Consider the following 15517-nt stretch of genomic DNA (forward strand, 5'->3'; position numbering starts at 1 on the left):
CTATTATGAACACACAAAAAAATAGCTCCCCTGCCTCAGATGAAATCGATCTGCTCGCTCTGTTTAAAGTTTTGAAATCCAATACCATTAAAATTGGGTTTTTTATCGTTATTTTCACGGCTATCGCCGTAGCCTATAGCCTATTGGCAACACCAATTTACCAAGCCAATGCCACATTGCAATACGATAAGCTTAGTCAGGTTTCATTGCTGGACCAAATGAGTGATGTCATGCCATTTGGTAACAGCAATAACCAAGTGGATTCCGAAATTGAAGTTATCAAGTCCCGCATGGTGTTAGGTAAAACCGTTACAGACCTGAACCTTGACACTCAAGCAGCTCCTGAAGGCTTTGTCAGTAAATTACTGGGTGAAGTGGCTCCCGTTCATGTTGCCCTATTTCAGTTACCTGAAAGTTTAATTGACCAGCCATTTACCCTAACTTATTTAGGGGATAACAATTATTCCCTCAATGTAGATGGCCAAGTCTTACAAGGTAAAGTAGGTGAAGTCCTCAAACAAGGGGAAATTAACTTATTGATTTCTAGTTTCACGGCTGAAGCTGGCGAAGAGTTCTCATTAATCAAAAATGCCCGTTACTCCACCATTGAAGACTTACGCAACACCCTAACCATCGCTGAAGTCGGGAAAGGCACTGGTATTATCAGCTTAGCCATTAAAGGGGCGGATAAAACTGAGAATGTTAAAATCCTCAACAGTGTTATCCAAAACTATGTTGACCAAAATACCGAACGTAAAAAAGAAGTCACTAACAATACGCTCGTATTTTTAGATGACTACTTACCTACGATTAAAAAGAAATTAGATAACTACGAAAACCAGCTCAATGCCTTTCGTAAAAAGAATGAATCCATTGACCTCTCTTTAGAAGCTAAAGCCGCTTTAGATACCGCATTACAGGTCGAAGAAAAACTTAATGAATTGACCTTTAAAGAAGTGGAAATTCAGCAGCTATATACCCGTAACCACCCCGCTTATCAGTCCCTGTTAGATAAACGCCAACAGTTGTTACGTGAAAAAGAAAAAATCAGTAAAAATATCCAAAAGTTACCCAATACCCAACAAGAAATCGTCCGTTTAACCCGTGATGTTGAAGCAGAGCAGGCCATCTACACCCAATTAGTGGCTAAGCAACAAGAGCTGAGTGTGTTAAACTCCGGTATTACGGCGGATGTGCGTATTATTGACTCTGCTGAATCCCAACCAAAACCAGTGGCGCCAAAGAAATCGCTGATTGTCGTTCTCGCCACTATCCTTGGCTTTATTATCGGCTGTGCGTATGTAATTGCCCGCGAGTTCTTTAATAATAAAATTAAGAGCACGGAAGACATTGATGCATTGGGTGTCAACGTCTATGCCACTATCCCATTCTCTGCTCATGAGAAAAAACTCATTGAAGCTGGTAATAAGAGCCCACTAGCGATAGAAAACCCAGCAGATACTGCTGTCGAAGCTATCCGTTCATTACGTACCAGTGTGTACTTCTCGGTAATGAACCAAGGTAACAACCTAGTTATGGTCACCAGTGCGTCACCGGGTGTTGGGAAAAGCTTTGTTACCTCCAATATGGCGGTGGTACTGGCTAACGCAGGTAAAAAAGTATTATTAATCGATACCGACTTACGTAAAGGCCGTTTGCACAAAGCCTTTGGGTTAAACAATAAAGCAGGCTTATCTGATTACTTATCGCAGCAAAGTTTAGAATCACCGACCATTCATACTAACGTGATTGAAAATCTCAATGTAATTTGTCGTGGTAAAAACGTCACTCACTCTTCTGAGTTATTAATGGGTGAGCGCTTTAAGCAGTTATTAGATAAAGTCAAAAACCAATACGATATTGTGGTGATCGATACCGCACCAATCTTAGCAATAACGGACTCTGCGATTATTGGTAAATATGTCGGTACCTCATTACTGATTGCTTTCTACGGTGTGAATACCGTGAAAGATGTTGATCTATCACTGAAACGCTTTAAGCAAAATGATATCGACATTACCGGTGTGATCTTGAATGGTATCGATGCAAGGTCTGACGACTATAACTATCATTACGAATATTAAGACTTGGGAATATTGAGATGAAGAATCAACAAGTTCTCGTCACGGGTGGCCTTGGTTACATTGGTAGCCACACCTGTGTACAGATGATCCAGCAAGGGATGCAGCCGGTTATTTTAGATAACTTGCATAATGCCAACCTTGAAGTGCTTAACCGTATTGAAGCTATCACAGGTGTTAAACCCACCTTTTACCAAGGTGATGTACGTGACAAGGCTATCTTAGATATTATCTTTGCCAATCACCAAATTCATTCTGTCATCCACTTTGCTGGGTTGAAAGCTGTTGGTGAGTCGGTACAAAAACCAATTGAATACTATGATGTTAATGTCAATGGCACATTGGTATTAGTAGAAAGCATGAAAAAAGCGGGTGTTAAGAGCCTGATTTTTAGCTCATCGGCAACTGTATATGGCGAGCCTGAGCATATCCCATTAACGGAAGAAGCATCGGTGGGTAATACCAATAGCCCGTATGGCACCAGTAAATATATGGTTGAACGTATTTTGACTGACTTAAATATTGCAGATAACGAGTGGTCTATCTCATTGTTGCGCTATTTTAACCCTGTAGGTGCTCATAATTCAGGTTTGATGGGTGAAGACCCTAATGGTATTCCAAACAACCTGACACCGTTTATCGCACAAGTCGCAGTAGGTCGTCGCAAAGAGTTAGCAGTGTTTGGCGGTGACTACCCGACAAAAGATGGTACGGGTGTTCGCGACTATATTCACGTGATGGATTTAGCTGATGGCCATATTGCTGCGCTAAATAAAGTCAGCCAGCAAGCCGGATTGCATATCTACAACCTAGGCACGGGAACAGGAACAAGTGTTCTGGAAGTCGTTGCTGCATTTGAAAAAGCTGTTGGCAAGCCAATCCCTTATACTATTTCAGCCCGTCGCCCTGGTGATATTGCTGAGTACTGGTCAACACCTGCAAAAGCTAAACGTGACTTAGGTTGGACGGCAAAATACTCCATTCAAGATATGGCTGATGACGTTTGGCGTTGGCAGTCCATGAACCCTAATGGTTATAACAGCTAACCTCAACGAGTTATTTCAGAGACGAGCCTTTATGGCTCGTTTTTTGTTTTCAGGGTACAAATAATTTTTACGGCTGCTATAAAAGTTCCACATGAAAACAAACCCATTTGCGCGTAAACTCTTCCCATCATTTATTATCACAAATATCAGCTTAACGTTATGCCACACATTGTTTTATTCGAACCAGAAATACCGCCAAATACTGGCAATATCATTCGCCTTTGTGCCAATACTGGCTTTGATTTACATCTTATTCACCCTCTTGGCTTTACATGGGATGATAAACGCCTACGCCGTGCAGGGTTGGACTATAGCGAGTTTGCCGATATCAAGCACCATCATGATTATTTTGCTTTTTTAAAAAGTGAAGGGCTAAACCCAGATAATAACCAATCTGAAAGCGGTGCCCGTGTGTTTGCCTTAACCACTAAAGGTAAGCCAAGCCATAGTAATGTTAGCTATCAAGAAAATGATTATTTGATGTTTGGCCCTGAAACCCGGGGGTTACCGCCTTATGTGCTAGATAACATGCCAATGGAGCAAAAAATTCGTATTCCGATGTTGGCAGATAGCCGCAGTATGAATTTATCCAACTCTGTGGCAGTCGTGGTGTTTGAGGCATGGAGGCAGTTGGGGTATGCAGGGGCGTTATTGAAAGATTAATGCCATATTCGAGCTGTATAGTATGGACTCCGATTCTTTGAATCCTATTACAGCTCGATTTATGAAAATAAGCTTTTATTTTCTCATTAAATAATGAAGGAGGAGATTAGGTGAAAATTAGTCTTAAAAATCAAATTAAAAATACGACTACTGAAACTGTAAATAGTGATAGTAAACTGACAGAAACCGCCTACTTATTATATTCTCCAGTCAATGCTGAACACCTAAAAAAATCTATTGCTCAGTTTAAAGCAGGTAACATATTCAAAAGAAAGATCTTTGAAAAATAGGCATAACGAGTTTCAGAAATAATTAACTCTCTCAAATCCCATCCCCATTTTCAAAACCCCAAATACTACCATTAAAGTTTTGATCCATTTCTAAGGACGGTTTATCGCTGGTTGGTTTACCGACAATGCGTGCTGGAACCCCTGCTACCGTGGTGTGTGGTGGAACGGGGTGAAGTACAACAGAACCTGCGCCAATTTTTGCGCCACGGCCAATTTCAATATTACCTAAGATTTTTGCCCCTGCACCAATCATCACCCCTTCTCTTACTTTAGGATGGCGGTCACCACAGGTTTTCCCAGTACCGCCTAATGTGACGGATTGCAAAATTGAGACATCATTTTCGACAATTGCCGTTTCCCCAATCACAATACCCGTCGCGTGGTCAAGCATAATGCCACAACCAATACGGGCCGCTGGGTGGATATCGACACCAAAAGAAACGGAGATTTGATTTTGCAAATAAACCGCCAGCGCTTGGCGGCCTTCTTTCCACAGCCAATTACCGATGCGATAGGCTTGCAAGGCGTGGAAACCTTTTAAATACAATAATGGCGTGGAGTATTTATCAACGGCAGGGTCACGTAAGCGAACCGCCGCTAAGTCCATTGCCGCAGAGAAAATCATACTTTCGTCATTGCGATAAGCGGCTTCCACAATTTCGCGCACTTCAAGAGCAGGCATAATAGGTGAGCTCAGTTTGTTAGCTAGCATATAACTGAGCGCACTGCCTAAATTGTCGTGCTTTAATAATGTCGCGTTAAAAAAACTGGCAAGAAGTGGTTCGCAGTCCGCAAGAGACTTCGCTTCATCTTTAATGAAACCCCAAATTCTATCCAGTTCTTCACGCGACATAATCACTCACCTATCTATTTTTATTAATCATGCAGCTTTGGCATATCGGCAATTTCATCTTTCGTCGCACGCCCTAATAGGGCTTGCGCTGCCTCTAACACATTTTTATGGCGATAGAGGATTTGATAAATTTGCTCAGTAATTGGCATTTCAACACCTGCCCGCTCAGCCAGTGCGCGGACTTCTTTGGTATTACGATAGCCTTCAACCACTTGGCCAATCTCTTTTTCTGCATCTTCAACGCTAACGCCATCGCCTAGCATCATGCCAAAACGGCGGTTACGGGATTGGTTATCGGTACAGGTTAACACAAGGTCACCTAAGCCTGCCATCCCCATAAAAGTTGCAGGGTCTGCTCCCAAAGCTGCACCTAAACGGCTCATTTCCGCTAAACCACGGGTAATCAATGCGGTACGTGCGTTCGCACCAAACCCCATACCATCGGAGATCCCTGCGCCAATTGCGATGACATTTTTTACAGCACCACCCAGTTGCACTCCAACCATGTCAGGGTTCTTATAGACGCGAAAACTCTTGCCACAATGGAATAATTTTTGTAAATCATCACCAAATTGGCTATCGCTTGCCGCCACGGAAATTGCCGTTGGTAAACCTGCGGCTAATTCTTTCGCAAATGTCGGGCCAGAAAGTACTGCCAGCGGAATTTCATTGCCTAATACCTCACGTGCCACTTCTTGCAACAAACGGCCAGTATCCCTTTCTAAGCCCTTAGTCGCCCAAATAATACGGGAGTCTGCGCGTAAGTATGGCTGGATTTGTTTTAGTACATCACCAAAAACATGGCTCGGTACGACAATCAAGATATTGGGGCTCGACTCAACGGCGCGTTTTAAGTCCGTTTCGAGAGATAAACTATCAGGGAAAGAAACACCAGGCAGAAACGCCTGATTACTGCGGTCTTGTTCTAATTGATGAATGTGTTTTGGATCATGGCCCCATAACACAACCTGATGTGCATTACGTGCAAGCGTAATGGCTAAAGCGGTGCCGTACGAGCCGGCACCGATCACTGTCATTGAAGCAGTATTCATTAAGCGTCCTGTTGAGCTTCTGAGTTCTGCGCTTGTTCACCTTGTTGCTGCTGTAAATAGTTCATGAACAGTGCATCAAAGTTAACTGGCGCTAAGTTCAATTGTGGGAATGTACCACGGCCCACTAAGCTAGTGATCGCTTCACGTGCATATGGGAACAGGATGTTCGGGCAGTATGCACCTAAGCAATGTGCCATTTGAGTACCTTCAATGCCTTCGATAGAGAAAACACCCGCCTGCTGCACTTCACACAAGAAAGCTGTTTCTTCACCTAAAGTTGCCGTAGTCGTGACACGTAAAACAACCTCATAAACACCTTCAGACAGCTGAGTTGAAGAAGTATCTAAATCTAATTTGATTTCTGGTTGCCACTCGTGTTGAAAGATGTGTGGTGCGTTAGGTGCTTCAAATGAAACGTCTTTTGCATAAATGCGTTGAATTTGAAAGACCATTTCTGAGTTGTTTTGTTCTGACATAGTGTATGTACCTTTAACTTCCATATGAATTTTCCCTGTTATTCTTTGAGCTACAGGGGTGTTCGCTGCATTGCGCTACCCAAGTCACATACTGATGTATGCTCCTTGGATATCTTCACTTGCTGCCTACCTGTAGCCCAAATAATTTAAGGGAAACCCTGTTATTCTGAGCTACAGGGGTGTTCGCTGCATTACGCTACCCAAGTCACATACTGATGTATGCTCCTTGGATATCTTCACTTACTTCTTACCACGAGCTAAAGGAAGGTTTTCACCTGCCCAGCCAGAGATCCCTTCTTTCAGGACAAAGACTTTTTCAAAACCGTGTTGTGCCAACTGTTCAGCAGGTTTACCTGATTCCATACCACTTGCAGAAACGATAATCACTGGTTTCTGTTTGTGTTTTTCTAATTCACCTAAATTATTCTCTTTAATTTCAGACGGTGTTAAGTTAATAGAATCAATAATGTGCCCTTTACGGAAATCGTCACGAGAACGTAAATCGACAACAACCGCCTCTTCTTTATTAATCAGTGTAATCGCTTGTGAACGAGCAATCACTTTCGTTTTAGAGAAAAGGCCTTTAAAGGTCATAACAACCACAGCCACTAATAGCGCTATCCAAACCAGACTCAATAACATGTTCCGGCTTACAAATTGCATGATTTCTTGGATCATGGGGGGCAATCACTCCCGTTAGTTAAAAACAAATATCAAAGGGTTCTGAGTATACCTTTGTGTTGAGCTAATTACAGCCAATTCCCGCAAACTCGCTTGTTTTTTTTGCGCTAAGGCACGCAAAATTAACACTGTTCACTGAAAAACCGCGTTTCTATTTCGAGGCGGTACGCAAATATTTTAACATAAACGTGCGAAACAGGTCTAAGTCGTGCTTCAAATAGGCAGTGAATAAGAAAAAAGTATTGAATACTGGCTATACAAAATAAATCAGTGATAATAAAACTGTATTATTTAACTTAATATAGTTCTAGTTCAGGGCAAAAATCCGAATTTATAAATGTTTTCAATACTATTTGTTAGACAGTGCTGGAAACCATCACTTGCAGATGAAATAATCAGCTATTGCATTTAATTGAGGTGATTTATCACGATGGCCAATACACATTATCGAATGAAAATTTCATTTATTCGTCAGGCTATTAGCGCTCTCTTTGGGTTAGGGCTGCTTGTTCTCGCCCCAACACAAACTGTGTTTGCCAACCAGATCACTGAAAATAAAGGCCAGCTACATGATTTACTCAAAAGTATTGCTGAAAAAGAGAAAAGCGTAAAAGAACAACAAGCCAAGCGCTCAGCACTACTTGAGCAACTCAAACAACAAGAACAAAGTATTTCTGCGGCCGGTCGTAGCCTGCATGAGACTCAAAGCCAGCTAAAACAATTAGATAAAGAAATTGTTTCCTTAAATAGCAATATCAAGCAGCTACAAATCAAAAAACAACAACAAGAGAAATTATTAGCTGACCAACTAGATGCGGCCTTTCGGTTAGGTAAACACCAAGGGTTAACCTTAATGTTCAAAGGTGAAGAAGGCCAACGAGAAGAACGTATTTTGGCCTATTACAGCTATTTAAATCAGGCGCGTGAAAAAAATATTGTTGCTTTAGAAGAAACCACTAAAGAATTACAAGAACAAAAAGAACTCGAACAAAAAAAACAAGCCGAACAAAAAACAACGCTGGCACGCCAACAACAAGAAAAGCGTAAGCTGGATAACGCACGCGCTTCGCGGCAAAAAACCCTAAATGCCCTTGAAAGTACATTAAAAGAAGACCAAAAAAATCTTGCTGTTCTAAAACAAAACGAAGCGAGATTACGCGATAAGATTGCCCGCGCTGAACGTGAAGCCAAAGCCCGAGCAGAGCGAGAAGCCAAAGAAGCGGCACGTATTCGCGTGCAAGTGGCTGAAAAAGAACGGCAAGCCAAACAGAAAGGCTCAACCTATAAACCATCTGAAAGTGAACGCTCACTGATGTCACGTACAGGTGGTTTAGGACGCCCTGCTGGGCAAGCTATTTGGCCTGTTCGCGGCTCATTACTCCATAACTATGGAGATGTCATTTCCAGCGAGTTACGTTGGAAAGGCATGGTTATCGCGGCTAATGAAGGAACCCAAGTCAAAGCTATCGCCGATGGGCGCGTGCTACTGGCTGACTGGTTACAAGGCTATGGGCTAGTTGTCGTCGTTGAACACGGTAAAGGGGATATGAGCCTCTATGGCTATAACCAGAGCGCCTTAGTGAATGTCGGCCAAGAGGTTAGAGCAGGGCAGCCGGTCGCCTTAGTGGGTAGCAGTGGCGGCCAAGAGCGACCAGCACTCTATTTTGAAATCCGCAGACAAGGTAAAACCGTAAACCCACGTCCATGGTTAGGCCGATAAATATAGTTAGGGCGATAAATTTTAAATTCAATTAATTAGGATAACGTTATGCTGAAGCACTTACCCGTTCGACCACTCATTGTTTTGTCATTATTAATGATGTGTCTACCGGTGAGTGCGGCAAAATTGGCGATTGTGATTGATGATTTTGGTTATCGCGTTAAAGAAGACAACCAAATTCTAGCGTTATCCCCTGCGGTAACTATTGCAATTTTACCGAGCTCTCCTCATGGCCGTGAAGTCGCAGAAAAAGCCCATCAGCAAGGGCGCGATATTCTCATCCATATGCCAATGAAGCCATTGAGCAAACAACCGCTAGAGAAAGACACATTAGCTCCATCAATGAATGCAGAGGAAATTGACCGTATTATTAAAAATGCGATAACCCGAGTTCCTTATGCAAAAGGCATGAATAACCATATGGGGAGCGAGATGACATCAAGCTTACCCGGTATGCAGAACGTGATGCGCAGCCTATCACAATCAAATCTTTTTTTTCTTGATAGCGTAACGATTGGGAATACCCAAGCAGGTAATGCCGCCAAAGAATACGGAGTTCCCTCGTTACGTCGCCATATTTTTATTGATAACCACCAATCGGAAGAAGAAACGCGCACTCAATTGAATAAAGCCGTTGCCTATGCGCGCAAACACGGTAGTGCGGTAGCAATTGGCCATCCACACCCATCTACCGTACGCGCCTTACAAAAATACCTTGCCCAACTCCCTGCTGATGTCGAGTTAGTGGCCGTTAGCGCTCTGCTTAGCCCTCAATCTTCAACTAAACAGCCAACATCATTAAGAATGTTATCTGAAGAAGCGAAAAAAACACCGACACAACCTCAAACCAAGCAAGCAGTACAAGATGAAATAAAAACACCACCAACCAAAGATGCTACTGTTGGGCAACCCGAAGCGGCTAGCCAACCAGAAAATGTGATTATTCCGCAAGAACTCGGTATATGTGAGTTTACATTACCGCCTGCTAAGCCACAGGGGATTGATTTTATTATGTTTGTGGTTGAGAGTATTTATAACGATAAGGCTTTACAACCTTTGTTGGTACAGGGCGATAGAGCCCAAAAGCGCCCGCTTTTCAAGCAACAGCAGTAGATCATTTTCGATTCCCCTTCTTGGTTCAAAAAAGCCAAAAAGGGGAATCGAGATAATTAATTTAATCCCAGTTTAAAATCACTTTACCAGATTGGCCTGAACGCATGATATCAAAGCCTTTTTGGAACTCATCAATCGAGAATTGATGGGTAATTATCGGTGATAAATCCAAACCAGATTGAATGAGTGTCGCCATTTTATACCATGTTTCAAACATCTCACGGCCATAAATTCCCTTAATAAACAGTCCTTTGAATATTACTTGGCTCCAATCTGTTGCCATCGAAGCAGGGGGAATCCCTAATAGTGCAATTCTGCCACCGTGGTTCATGGTGTCTAACATGGTCTGAAAAGCTGCTGGTGAACCAGAAACTTCCAGTGCAACATCAAAACCTTCTTTCATCCCCAACTCATTCATCACGTCTTTTAAATTTTCACGACTGACGTTCACTGCACGGGAAACACCCATTTTTTTCGCCAATTCAAGTCGATAGTCATTCACATCCGTGATAACAACATGGCGAGCCCCCACATGTCGGCACACTGCAGCCGCCATGATACCTATAGGGCCAGCACCCGAAACCAGCACATCTTCCCCCACTAAATCAAAGGAAAGAGCCGTATGAACCGCGTTGCCAAATGGGTCAAAAATAGCCGCTATTTCATCGGGGATATTATCGGGAATTTTAAAAGCATTAAATGCAGGGATCACCAGATATTCAGCAAAACACCCTTCTCGGTTAACCCCCACCCCAATCGTATTGCGGCAAAGATGAGTACGGCCACCACGGCAGTTTCGGCAGTGGCCGCAAGTAATATGCCCTTCCCCTGACACTCGGTCACCAATTTTAAAGCCTTTGACTTCCTGCCCAATCGCAACAATTTCCCCTATATATTCATGACCGACAACCATTGGGACAGGAATGGTTTTCTGCGACCATTCATCCCAGTTATAGATATGTACATCCGTACCGCAAATCGCAGTTTTACGAATTTTGATCATCACATCATTGTGCCCGAGTTCCGGTTTCGGAACATCTGTCATCCATATACCTGGTTCAGCTTTCAGTTTGGACAGTGCTTTCATAAAAGACCTTTTATTTGATTATTTTTAGTTTTCTACCAATGCGGGTGAATGCTTCAACAGCGTGTAAAATATCCTCCTCACTATGTGCTGCAGACATCTGAGTACGAATACGTGCCTGGCCTTGTGGTACAACAGGGTAGAAAAAGCCCGTGACATAGATACCTTCATCGAGTAGCTCTTTCGCAAAAATTTGGGCGAGTTTGGCATCACCTAACATGACAGGGATGATGGCGTGGTCAGCGCCAGCGAGGGTGAAACCCGCTGTGGTCATTTTTTCTCTAAATAACACGGCATTACGCCATAATTTTTCACGTAATGAATGGCCTTCTTTCATCATATCAATCACTTTGATAGATGCGGCAACAATCGCAGGAGCGAGGGAATTCGAAAACAAATAAGGACGAGAACGCTGACGCAGCCATTCAACGACCTCTTTTTTCGCTGCCGTATAACCACCAGATGCGCCGCCAAGGGCTTTACCTAATGTCCCCGTGATAATATCGATACGCCCCATCACATCGCAGTACTCATGGCTACCACGACCATTTTCCCCAACAAAACCAACAGCATGTGAGTCATCCACCATCACCAATGCTTGGTATTCATCCGCAAGGTCACAAATGGATTTTAAATCAGCGATAACGCCATCCATTGAGAACACGCCATCTGTGGCAATTAAAATATGGCGAGCTCCTGCTGTTTTGGCTTCCTCTAAACGTGCTTTCAATTCCACCATATTATTATTGCTGTAGCGGTAGCGTTTTGCCTTGCTTAGCCTAACCCCATCAATAATGGATGCATGATTTAATGCATCTGAAATAATCGCATCTTCCGGCCCTAACAAGGTTTCAAATAGCCCACCATTTGCATCAAAACAGGATGAATAGAGAATCGCATCTTCCATGCCCAGAAAATCTGCCAATTTGCGCTCTAAAACTTTGTGGCTGTCTTGCGTTCCACAAATAAAGCGTACAGACGCCATACCAAAACCATGGCTATCCATTCCCTGTTTAGCGGCTTCGATGAGCGCGGGATGGTTAGCAAGACCAAGGTAATTATTTGCACAGAAATTAATAACCCGCTGGCCACCTACAATTTCAATGTCAGCATCTTGTGAAGTCGTAATAATGCGTTCATTTTTAAATAACCCATCGGCTTCAATTTGTACCAATTGTTCTTGAATCTGCTGATAAAATCTTTCTGACATGATTTTTTCCTGTATAGAGACTATTAATAGAGTTTAATAATAGTCTCTATGTGTGGCGATATTCACAGCATAAATAAGTCAAGTTTGTAGCCAAGATCACGATATTTACCTTGTTCTCATTTAAGTGTCAGCTCAATTCTCTTCTATCAATGCTACCGTCTGCGCCAAGAGATGTTATTATAGTCACCAATTACGATTCTATTTTCTTAACCCATTTGAGGTATACCCAATGATCATAGTCACTGGTGGAGCTGGTTTTATTGGCAGCAATATTATTAAAGCCCTAAATGCAATCGGCCGTACAGATATCCTAGTCGTTGATAATCTGAAAGACGGCACTAAATTCGCTAACCTTGTTGACCTTGATATTGCGGATTATGCAGATAAAGAAGATTTTATTGGCAGCATCATTGCGGGTGATGATTTCGGTGATGTCGATGCGGTATTCCATGAAGGCGCTTGCTCGTCAACCACTGAATGGGATGGAAAATATATGATGGACAATAACTACCAGTATTCCAAAGAGTTACTGCACTATTGTCTAGACCGTGAAATCCCGTTCTTATACGCTTCTTCCGCAGCAACTTATGGCGGCCGCAGTGATAACTTTATTGAAGAACGCCAATTCGAAAAACCATTGAATGTCTATGGTTACTCAAAATTCCAATTTGACCAATATGTACGTGAAATTCTGCCAGAAGCGGACTCACAAGTCTGTGGTTTCCGCTATTTCAATGTCTATGGGCCAAATGAAGACCATAAAGGCGGCATGGCAAGCGTTGCTTATCACTTAAATAAACAAATTAATGAAGGGCAAAACCCAAAACTGTTCGAAGGTAGCGATACTTTCCGCCGTGACTTTATTTATGTGGGTGATGTGGCTGCGGTCAATTTATGGTTCTGGGAAAATAATGTTTCCGGTATTTTTAACTGTGGTACAGGACGTGCGGAATCTTTCCAAGCTGTTGCTGATGCTGTTACTGAATTCCACAAAGATAAAAATGTGGCCATCGAATACATTGAGTTCCCTGAAAAATTAAAAGGTCGTTACCAAAGCTTCACACAAGCTGACCTCACTAAGCTACGTGCCGCTGGCTATACTGCACCATTTAAAACGGTTGCAGAAGGTGTCACCGAATATATGCACTTGCTCAATAAAGACGCGTAACGCTTATTTCTGAAAAATCATTTATGAAAATATTGGTGATCGGCCCTTCATGGGTAGGGGATATGATGATGTCACAAAGCCTTTATCGCACGATCAAGGCTTTACATCCCCATGCACAGATTGACGTGATGGCGCCACAATGGTGCCGTCCTTTACTCGCCAAAATGCCTGAAGTTAGCGAAGCCATTCCTATGCCGCTTGGGCATGGTACACTGGAAATTGGTGAACGTCGTCGATTAGGCCAAAGTTTACAGGCAAATGGCTATGACCAAGCGATTGTGTTACCCAATTCCTTAAAGTCTGCACTTGTGCCTTTCTTCGCAAAAATCCCCAAAAGAACGGGATGGCGTGGTGAAATGCGCTATGGTCTACTCAATGATATTCGCCCACTCAATAAAGACGCTTTTCCTTTAATGGTGCAGCGGTATGTTGCGCTTGCTTATGATAAGCAAACTATTCGATCAGCTGCTGATATTCCGACACCCATTTTACCGCCTAAACTGGTGACTATACCGCAAGAAGTCGCTGAGACTCTGCAAATCTTTGGGGTTGAAGGTTCTCGCCCTGTTATTGGTTTTTGCCCAGGCGCAGAATTTGGGCCCGCCAAACGTTGGCCCCACTACCACTACGCTTCTCTTGCTCAAACACTCATTAGCCAAAAAGGCTATCAAGTGTTGCTATTTGGTTCACAAAAAGACCACGAAGCGGGTGAAGCCATTCGTTTAGAGCTGACCGATGATGCTAAATTGCATTGCCATAATTTTTCAGGGAAAACATCTTTAGAACAAGCTGTTAATCTAATCGATGCTTGTACTGCAGTTGTCAGTAATGACTCTGGTTTGATGCATGTTGCGGCAGCGCTAGGTAAGCCACTTGTCGCCTTATATGGCCCAAGTAGCCCTGACTTTACACCGCCATTATCAGATAAAGCAGAAGTGATCCGCCTAATTACGGGGTACCACAAAGTGCGTAAAGGTGACGGTGAAAGTGGTTATCACCAAAGTTTGATTGATATCCAACCCCAATTAGTTATCGATGCGTTAGCTCGGTTAAATATAGGTATTGAATGATGAGAGTATTATTAGTCAAAACATCTTCAATGGGAGATGTTTTACACTCATTACCTGCGCTGACCGATGCACAACAAGCCATACCCGATATCCAGTTCGATTGGGTCGTTGAAGAAGGCTTTGCACAAATTCCAACATGGCATAGTGCCGTTAACCAAGTGATCCCTGTGGCCATTCGTCGCTGGCGTAAAAATTGGTTTTCTGCACCGATCAGAGCCGAACGTGCAGAATTTCGCAAGAAATTACAAGCAACTCATTATGACGCAATCATTGATGCGCAAGGGTTATTGAAGAGCGCCTTTCTTGTCACCCGCTTAGCTCATGGCGATAAACATGGCTATGACCGCCATAGTATTCGCGAACCATTAGCCAGCTTCTTTTATGACCATCGTTACGCAATTAGTAAGCAACAACATGCCGTTGAACGTATTCGCCAGTTATTTGCCAAGAGTCTTGATTACGCCTGCCCAACACAGCAAGGGGATTACGCAATTGCTCGCCACTTTTTGCAGTCAACAGAAGAGCATCAAAGCCCTTATGTCATTTTCCTGCACTCAACTACTCGTGATGATAAGCACTGGCCTGAAGAAAATTGGCGAGAGCTCATCGGGCTAATGGCTGGGAGTGGTATCAAAATCAAATTACCGTGGGGAACACCTCATGAGCAACAGCGCGCAGAGCGATTAGCAAAAGACTTTGATTTTGTAGAGGTTTTACCTAAACTTACTTTAGCCGAAGTTGCACAGCAAATTGCTAATGCTAAAGCCGTGGTTTCTGTCGATACAGGGCTTAGCCATTTAACAGCCGCGCTTGATAAACCCAATTTTACCCTGTTTGGCCCCACTGACCCCGGCTTGATTGGAGGATATGGGCAAGGGCAGCATACGATTAAATCAGTTGATAATTCAATGGCAAGTATTAGTGCTGACGAAGTTTATCAGCAACTAATTGACACGATAAAATAAACGGTTAGCGTTTGAATATAAAGTAACCGTTTATTTATATCAGCT

15 protein-coding genes are annotated in these 15517 nt (G+C 43.0%); 9 read left to right on the plus strand and 6 right to left on the minus strand.

Translation table 11 applies throughout. The annotated features are described in order from the left end of the window. Window positions 1-5: 5 nt before the first annotated feature. From FVA72_RS21190 to FVA72_RS21205, 4 genes are all read left to right on the plus strand, one after another. Window positions 6-2084, plus strand: coding sequence for a polysaccharide biosynthesis tyrosine autokinase (locus tag FVA72_RS21190; RefSeq protein ID WP_110592797.1), 2079 nt, complete (start codon window positions 6-8; stop codon window positions 2082-2084). A 17-nt stretch (window positions 2085-2101) separates the two neighbouring features. After that, window positions 2102-3127: a UDP-glucose 4-epimerase GalE gene (gene galE / locus FVA72_RS21195; protein ID WP_110592796.1), complete on the plus strand. Its 1026-nt coding sequence runs from the start codon at window positions 2102-2104 to the stop codon at window positions 3125-3127. A gap of 159 nt (window positions 3128-3286) precedes the next feature. Further along, window positions 3287-3790, plus strand: a complete 504-nt coding sequence (gene trmL / locus FVA72_RS21200; RefSeq protein WP_096863620.1) for a tRNA (uridine(34)/cytosine(34)/5-carboxymethylaminomethyluridine(34)-2'-O)-methyltransferase TrmL — start codon at window positions 3287-3289, stop codon at window positions 3788-3790. 110 nt (window positions 3791-3900) lie between these two features. Further along, a complete protein-coding gene (locus tag FVA72_RS21205) occupies window positions 3901-4080 on the plus strand; it encodes a hypothetical protein (RefSeq protein WP_110592795.1) in 180 nt (59 codons plus the stop codon). 31 nt (window positions 4081-4111) lie between these two features. Here FVA72_RS21205 and cysE read toward each other — a convergent pair whose 3' ends face one another. The 4 genes from cysE to FVA72_RS21225 form a co-directional block, all read right to left on the minus strand. After that, window positions 4112-4933, minus strand: a complete 822-nt coding sequence (gene cysE / locus FVA72_RS21210) for a serine O-acetyltransferase (RefSeq protein ID WP_110592794.1) — start codon at window positions 4931-4933, stop codon at window positions 4112-4114. A 23-nt stretch (window positions 4934-4956) separates the two neighbouring features. Beyond that, window positions 4957-5985, minus strand: coding sequence for an NAD(P)H-dependent glycerol-3-phosphate dehydrogenase (gpsA, locus tag FVA72_RS21215; RefSeq protein WP_110592793.1), 1029 nt, complete (start codon window positions 5983-5985; stop codon window positions 4957-4959). Further along, window positions 5985-6461, minus strand: coding sequence for a protein-export chaperone SecB (gene secB, locus FVA72_RS21220; RefSeq protein ID WP_004906947.1), 477 nt, complete (start codon window positions 6459-6461; stop codon window positions 5985-5987). The genes gpsA and secB overlap by 1 nt, the downstream gene beginning before the upstream one ends. A gap of 240 nt (window positions 6462-6701) precedes the next feature. Then, a complete protein-coding gene (locus FVA72_RS21225; RefSeq protein ID WP_004265159.1) occupies window positions 6702-7139 on the minus strand; it encodes a rhodanese-like domain-containing protein in 438 nt (145 codons plus the stop codon). Between the two features lie 433 nt (window positions 7140-7572). On the opposite strand from FVA72_RS21225, the gene envC reads away from it, so the two are divergent. Both envC and FVA72_RS21235 read left to right on the plus strand, forming a co-directional pair. Continuing rightward, the gene (gene envC, locus FVA72_RS21230) at window positions 7573-8862 is read left to right on the plus strand and encodes a murein hydrolase activator EnvC (RefSeq protein ID WP_110592792.1); all 1290 of its coding nucleotides are present in this window, start codon (window positions 7573-7575) and stop codon (window positions 8860-8862) included. A 48-nt stretch (window positions 8863-8910) separates the two neighbouring features. Then, a complete protein-coding gene (locus tag FVA72_RS21235; RefSeq protein ID WP_110592791.1) occupies window positions 8911-9975 on the plus strand; it encodes a divergent polysaccharide deacetylase family protein in 1065 nt (354 codons plus the stop codon). 61 nt (window positions 9976-10036) lie between these two features. On the opposite strand, the gene tdh is transcribed toward FVA72_RS21235, so the two are convergent. After that, complete coding sequence (gene tdh / locus FVA72_RS21240; protein WP_004265155.1) at window positions 10037-11062, minus strand: L-threonine 3-dehydrogenase; 1026 nt, start codon at window positions 11060-11062, stop codon at window positions 10037-10039. Window positions 11063-11072: 10 nt separating this feature from the next. Further along, the gene (locus FVA72_RS21245; RefSeq protein ID WP_110592790.1) at window positions 11073-12269 is read right to left on the minus strand and encodes a glycine C-acetyltransferase; all 1197 of its coding nucleotides are present in this window, start codon (window positions 12267-12269) and stop codon (window positions 11073-11075) included. A 229-nt stretch (window positions 12270-12498) separates the two neighbouring features. On the opposite strand from FVA72_RS21245, the gene rfaD reads away from it, so the two are divergent. From rfaD to rfaC, 3 genes are read left to right on the plus strand one after another with little or no spacing between them, the layout of a single operon-like run. Continuing rightward, window positions 12499-13437 carry an ADP-glyceromanno-heptose 6-epimerase gene (rfaD, locus tag FVA72_RS21250; protein ID WP_110592789.1) on the plus strand — a complete coding sequence of 313 codons (939 nt, stop codon included), beginning with the start codon at window positions 12499-12501 and terminating at the stop codon, window positions 13435-13437. A 23-nt stretch (window positions 13438-13460) separates the two neighbouring features. Next, window positions 13461-14507, plus strand: coding sequence for an ADP-heptose--LPS heptosyltransferase RfaF (rfaF, locus tag FVA72_RS21255; RefSeq protein WP_110592788.1), 1047 nt, complete (start codon window positions 13461-13463; stop codon window positions 14505-14507). After that, complete coding sequence (gene rfaC, locus FVA72_RS21260) at window positions 14507-15472, plus strand: lipopolysaccharide heptosyltransferase RfaC (RefSeq protein ID WP_110592787.1); 966 nt, start codon at window positions 14507-14509, stop codon at window positions 15470-15472. The genes rfaF and rfaC overlap by 1 nt, the downstream gene beginning before the upstream one ends. The last annotated feature ends 45 nt before the right edge of the window (window positions 15473-15517 follow it).

Source organism: Providencia sp. PROV061 (assembly GCF_011045655.1).
In the GTDB taxonomy this organism is placed as follows: domain Bacteria; phylum Pseudomonadota; class Gammaproteobacteria; order Enterobacterales; family Enterobacteriaceae; genus Providencia; species Providencia hangzhouensis.

What these genes read in the sequence shown, in the direction of transcription:
- FVA72_RS21235 (WP_110592791.1), top strand. Translation starts at nt 8,911, where the DNA reads ATGCTGAAGCACTTACCCGTTCGACCACTCATTGTTTTGTCATTATTA.
- envC (WP_110592792.1), top strand. Translation starts at nt 7,573, where the DNA reads ATGGCCAATACACATTATCGAATGAAAATTTCATTTATTCGTCAGGCT.
- tdh (WP_004265155.1), bottom strand. Translation starts at nt 11,062, where the DNA reads ATGAAAGCACTGTCCAAACTGAAAGCTGAACCAGGTATATGGATGACA.
- galE (WP_110592796.1), top strand. Translation starts at nt 2,102, where the DNA reads ATGAAGAATCAACAAGTTCTCGTCACGGGTGGCCTTGGTTACATTGGT.
- FVA72_RS21225 (WP_004265159.1), bottom strand. Translation starts at nt 7,139, where the DNA reads ATGATCCAAGAAATCATGCAATTTGTAAGCCGGAACATGTTATTGAGT.
- FVA72_RS21190 (WP_110592797.1), top strand. Translation starts at nt 6, where the DNA reads ATGAACACACAAAAAAATAGCTCCCCTGCCTCAGATGAAATCGATCTG.
- FVA72_RS21245 (WP_110592790.1), bottom strand. Translation starts at nt 12,269, where the DNA reads ATGTCAGAAAGATTTTATCAGCAGATTCAAGAACAATTGGTACAAATT.
- rfaF (WP_110592788.1), top strand. Translation starts at nt 13,461, where the DNA reads ATGAAAATATTGGTGATCGGCCCTTCATGGGTAGGGGATATGATGATG.
- trmL (WP_096863620.1), top strand. Translation starts at nt 3,287, where the DNA reads ATGCCACACATTGTTTTATTCGAACCAGAAATACCGCCAAATACTGGC.
- rfaD (WP_110592789.1), top strand. Translation starts at nt 12,499, where the DNA reads ATGATCATAGTCACTGGTGGAGCTGGTTTTATTGGCAGCAATATTATT.
- gpsA (WP_110592793.1), bottom strand. Translation starts at nt 5,985, where the DNA reads ATGAATACTGCTTCAATGACAGTGATCGGTGCCGGCTCGTACGGCACC.
- secB (WP_004906947.1), bottom strand. Translation starts at nt 6,461, where the DNA reads ATGTCAGAACAAAACAACTCAGAAATGGTCTTTCAAATTCAACGCATT.
- rfaC (WP_110592787.1), top strand. Translation starts at nt 14,507, where the DNA reads ATGAGAGTATTATTAGTCAAAACATCTTCAATGGGAGATGTTTTACAC.
- cysE (WP_110592794.1), bottom strand. Translation starts at nt 4,933, where the DNA reads ATGTCGCGTGAAGAACTGGATAGAATTTGGGGTTTCATTAAAGATGAA.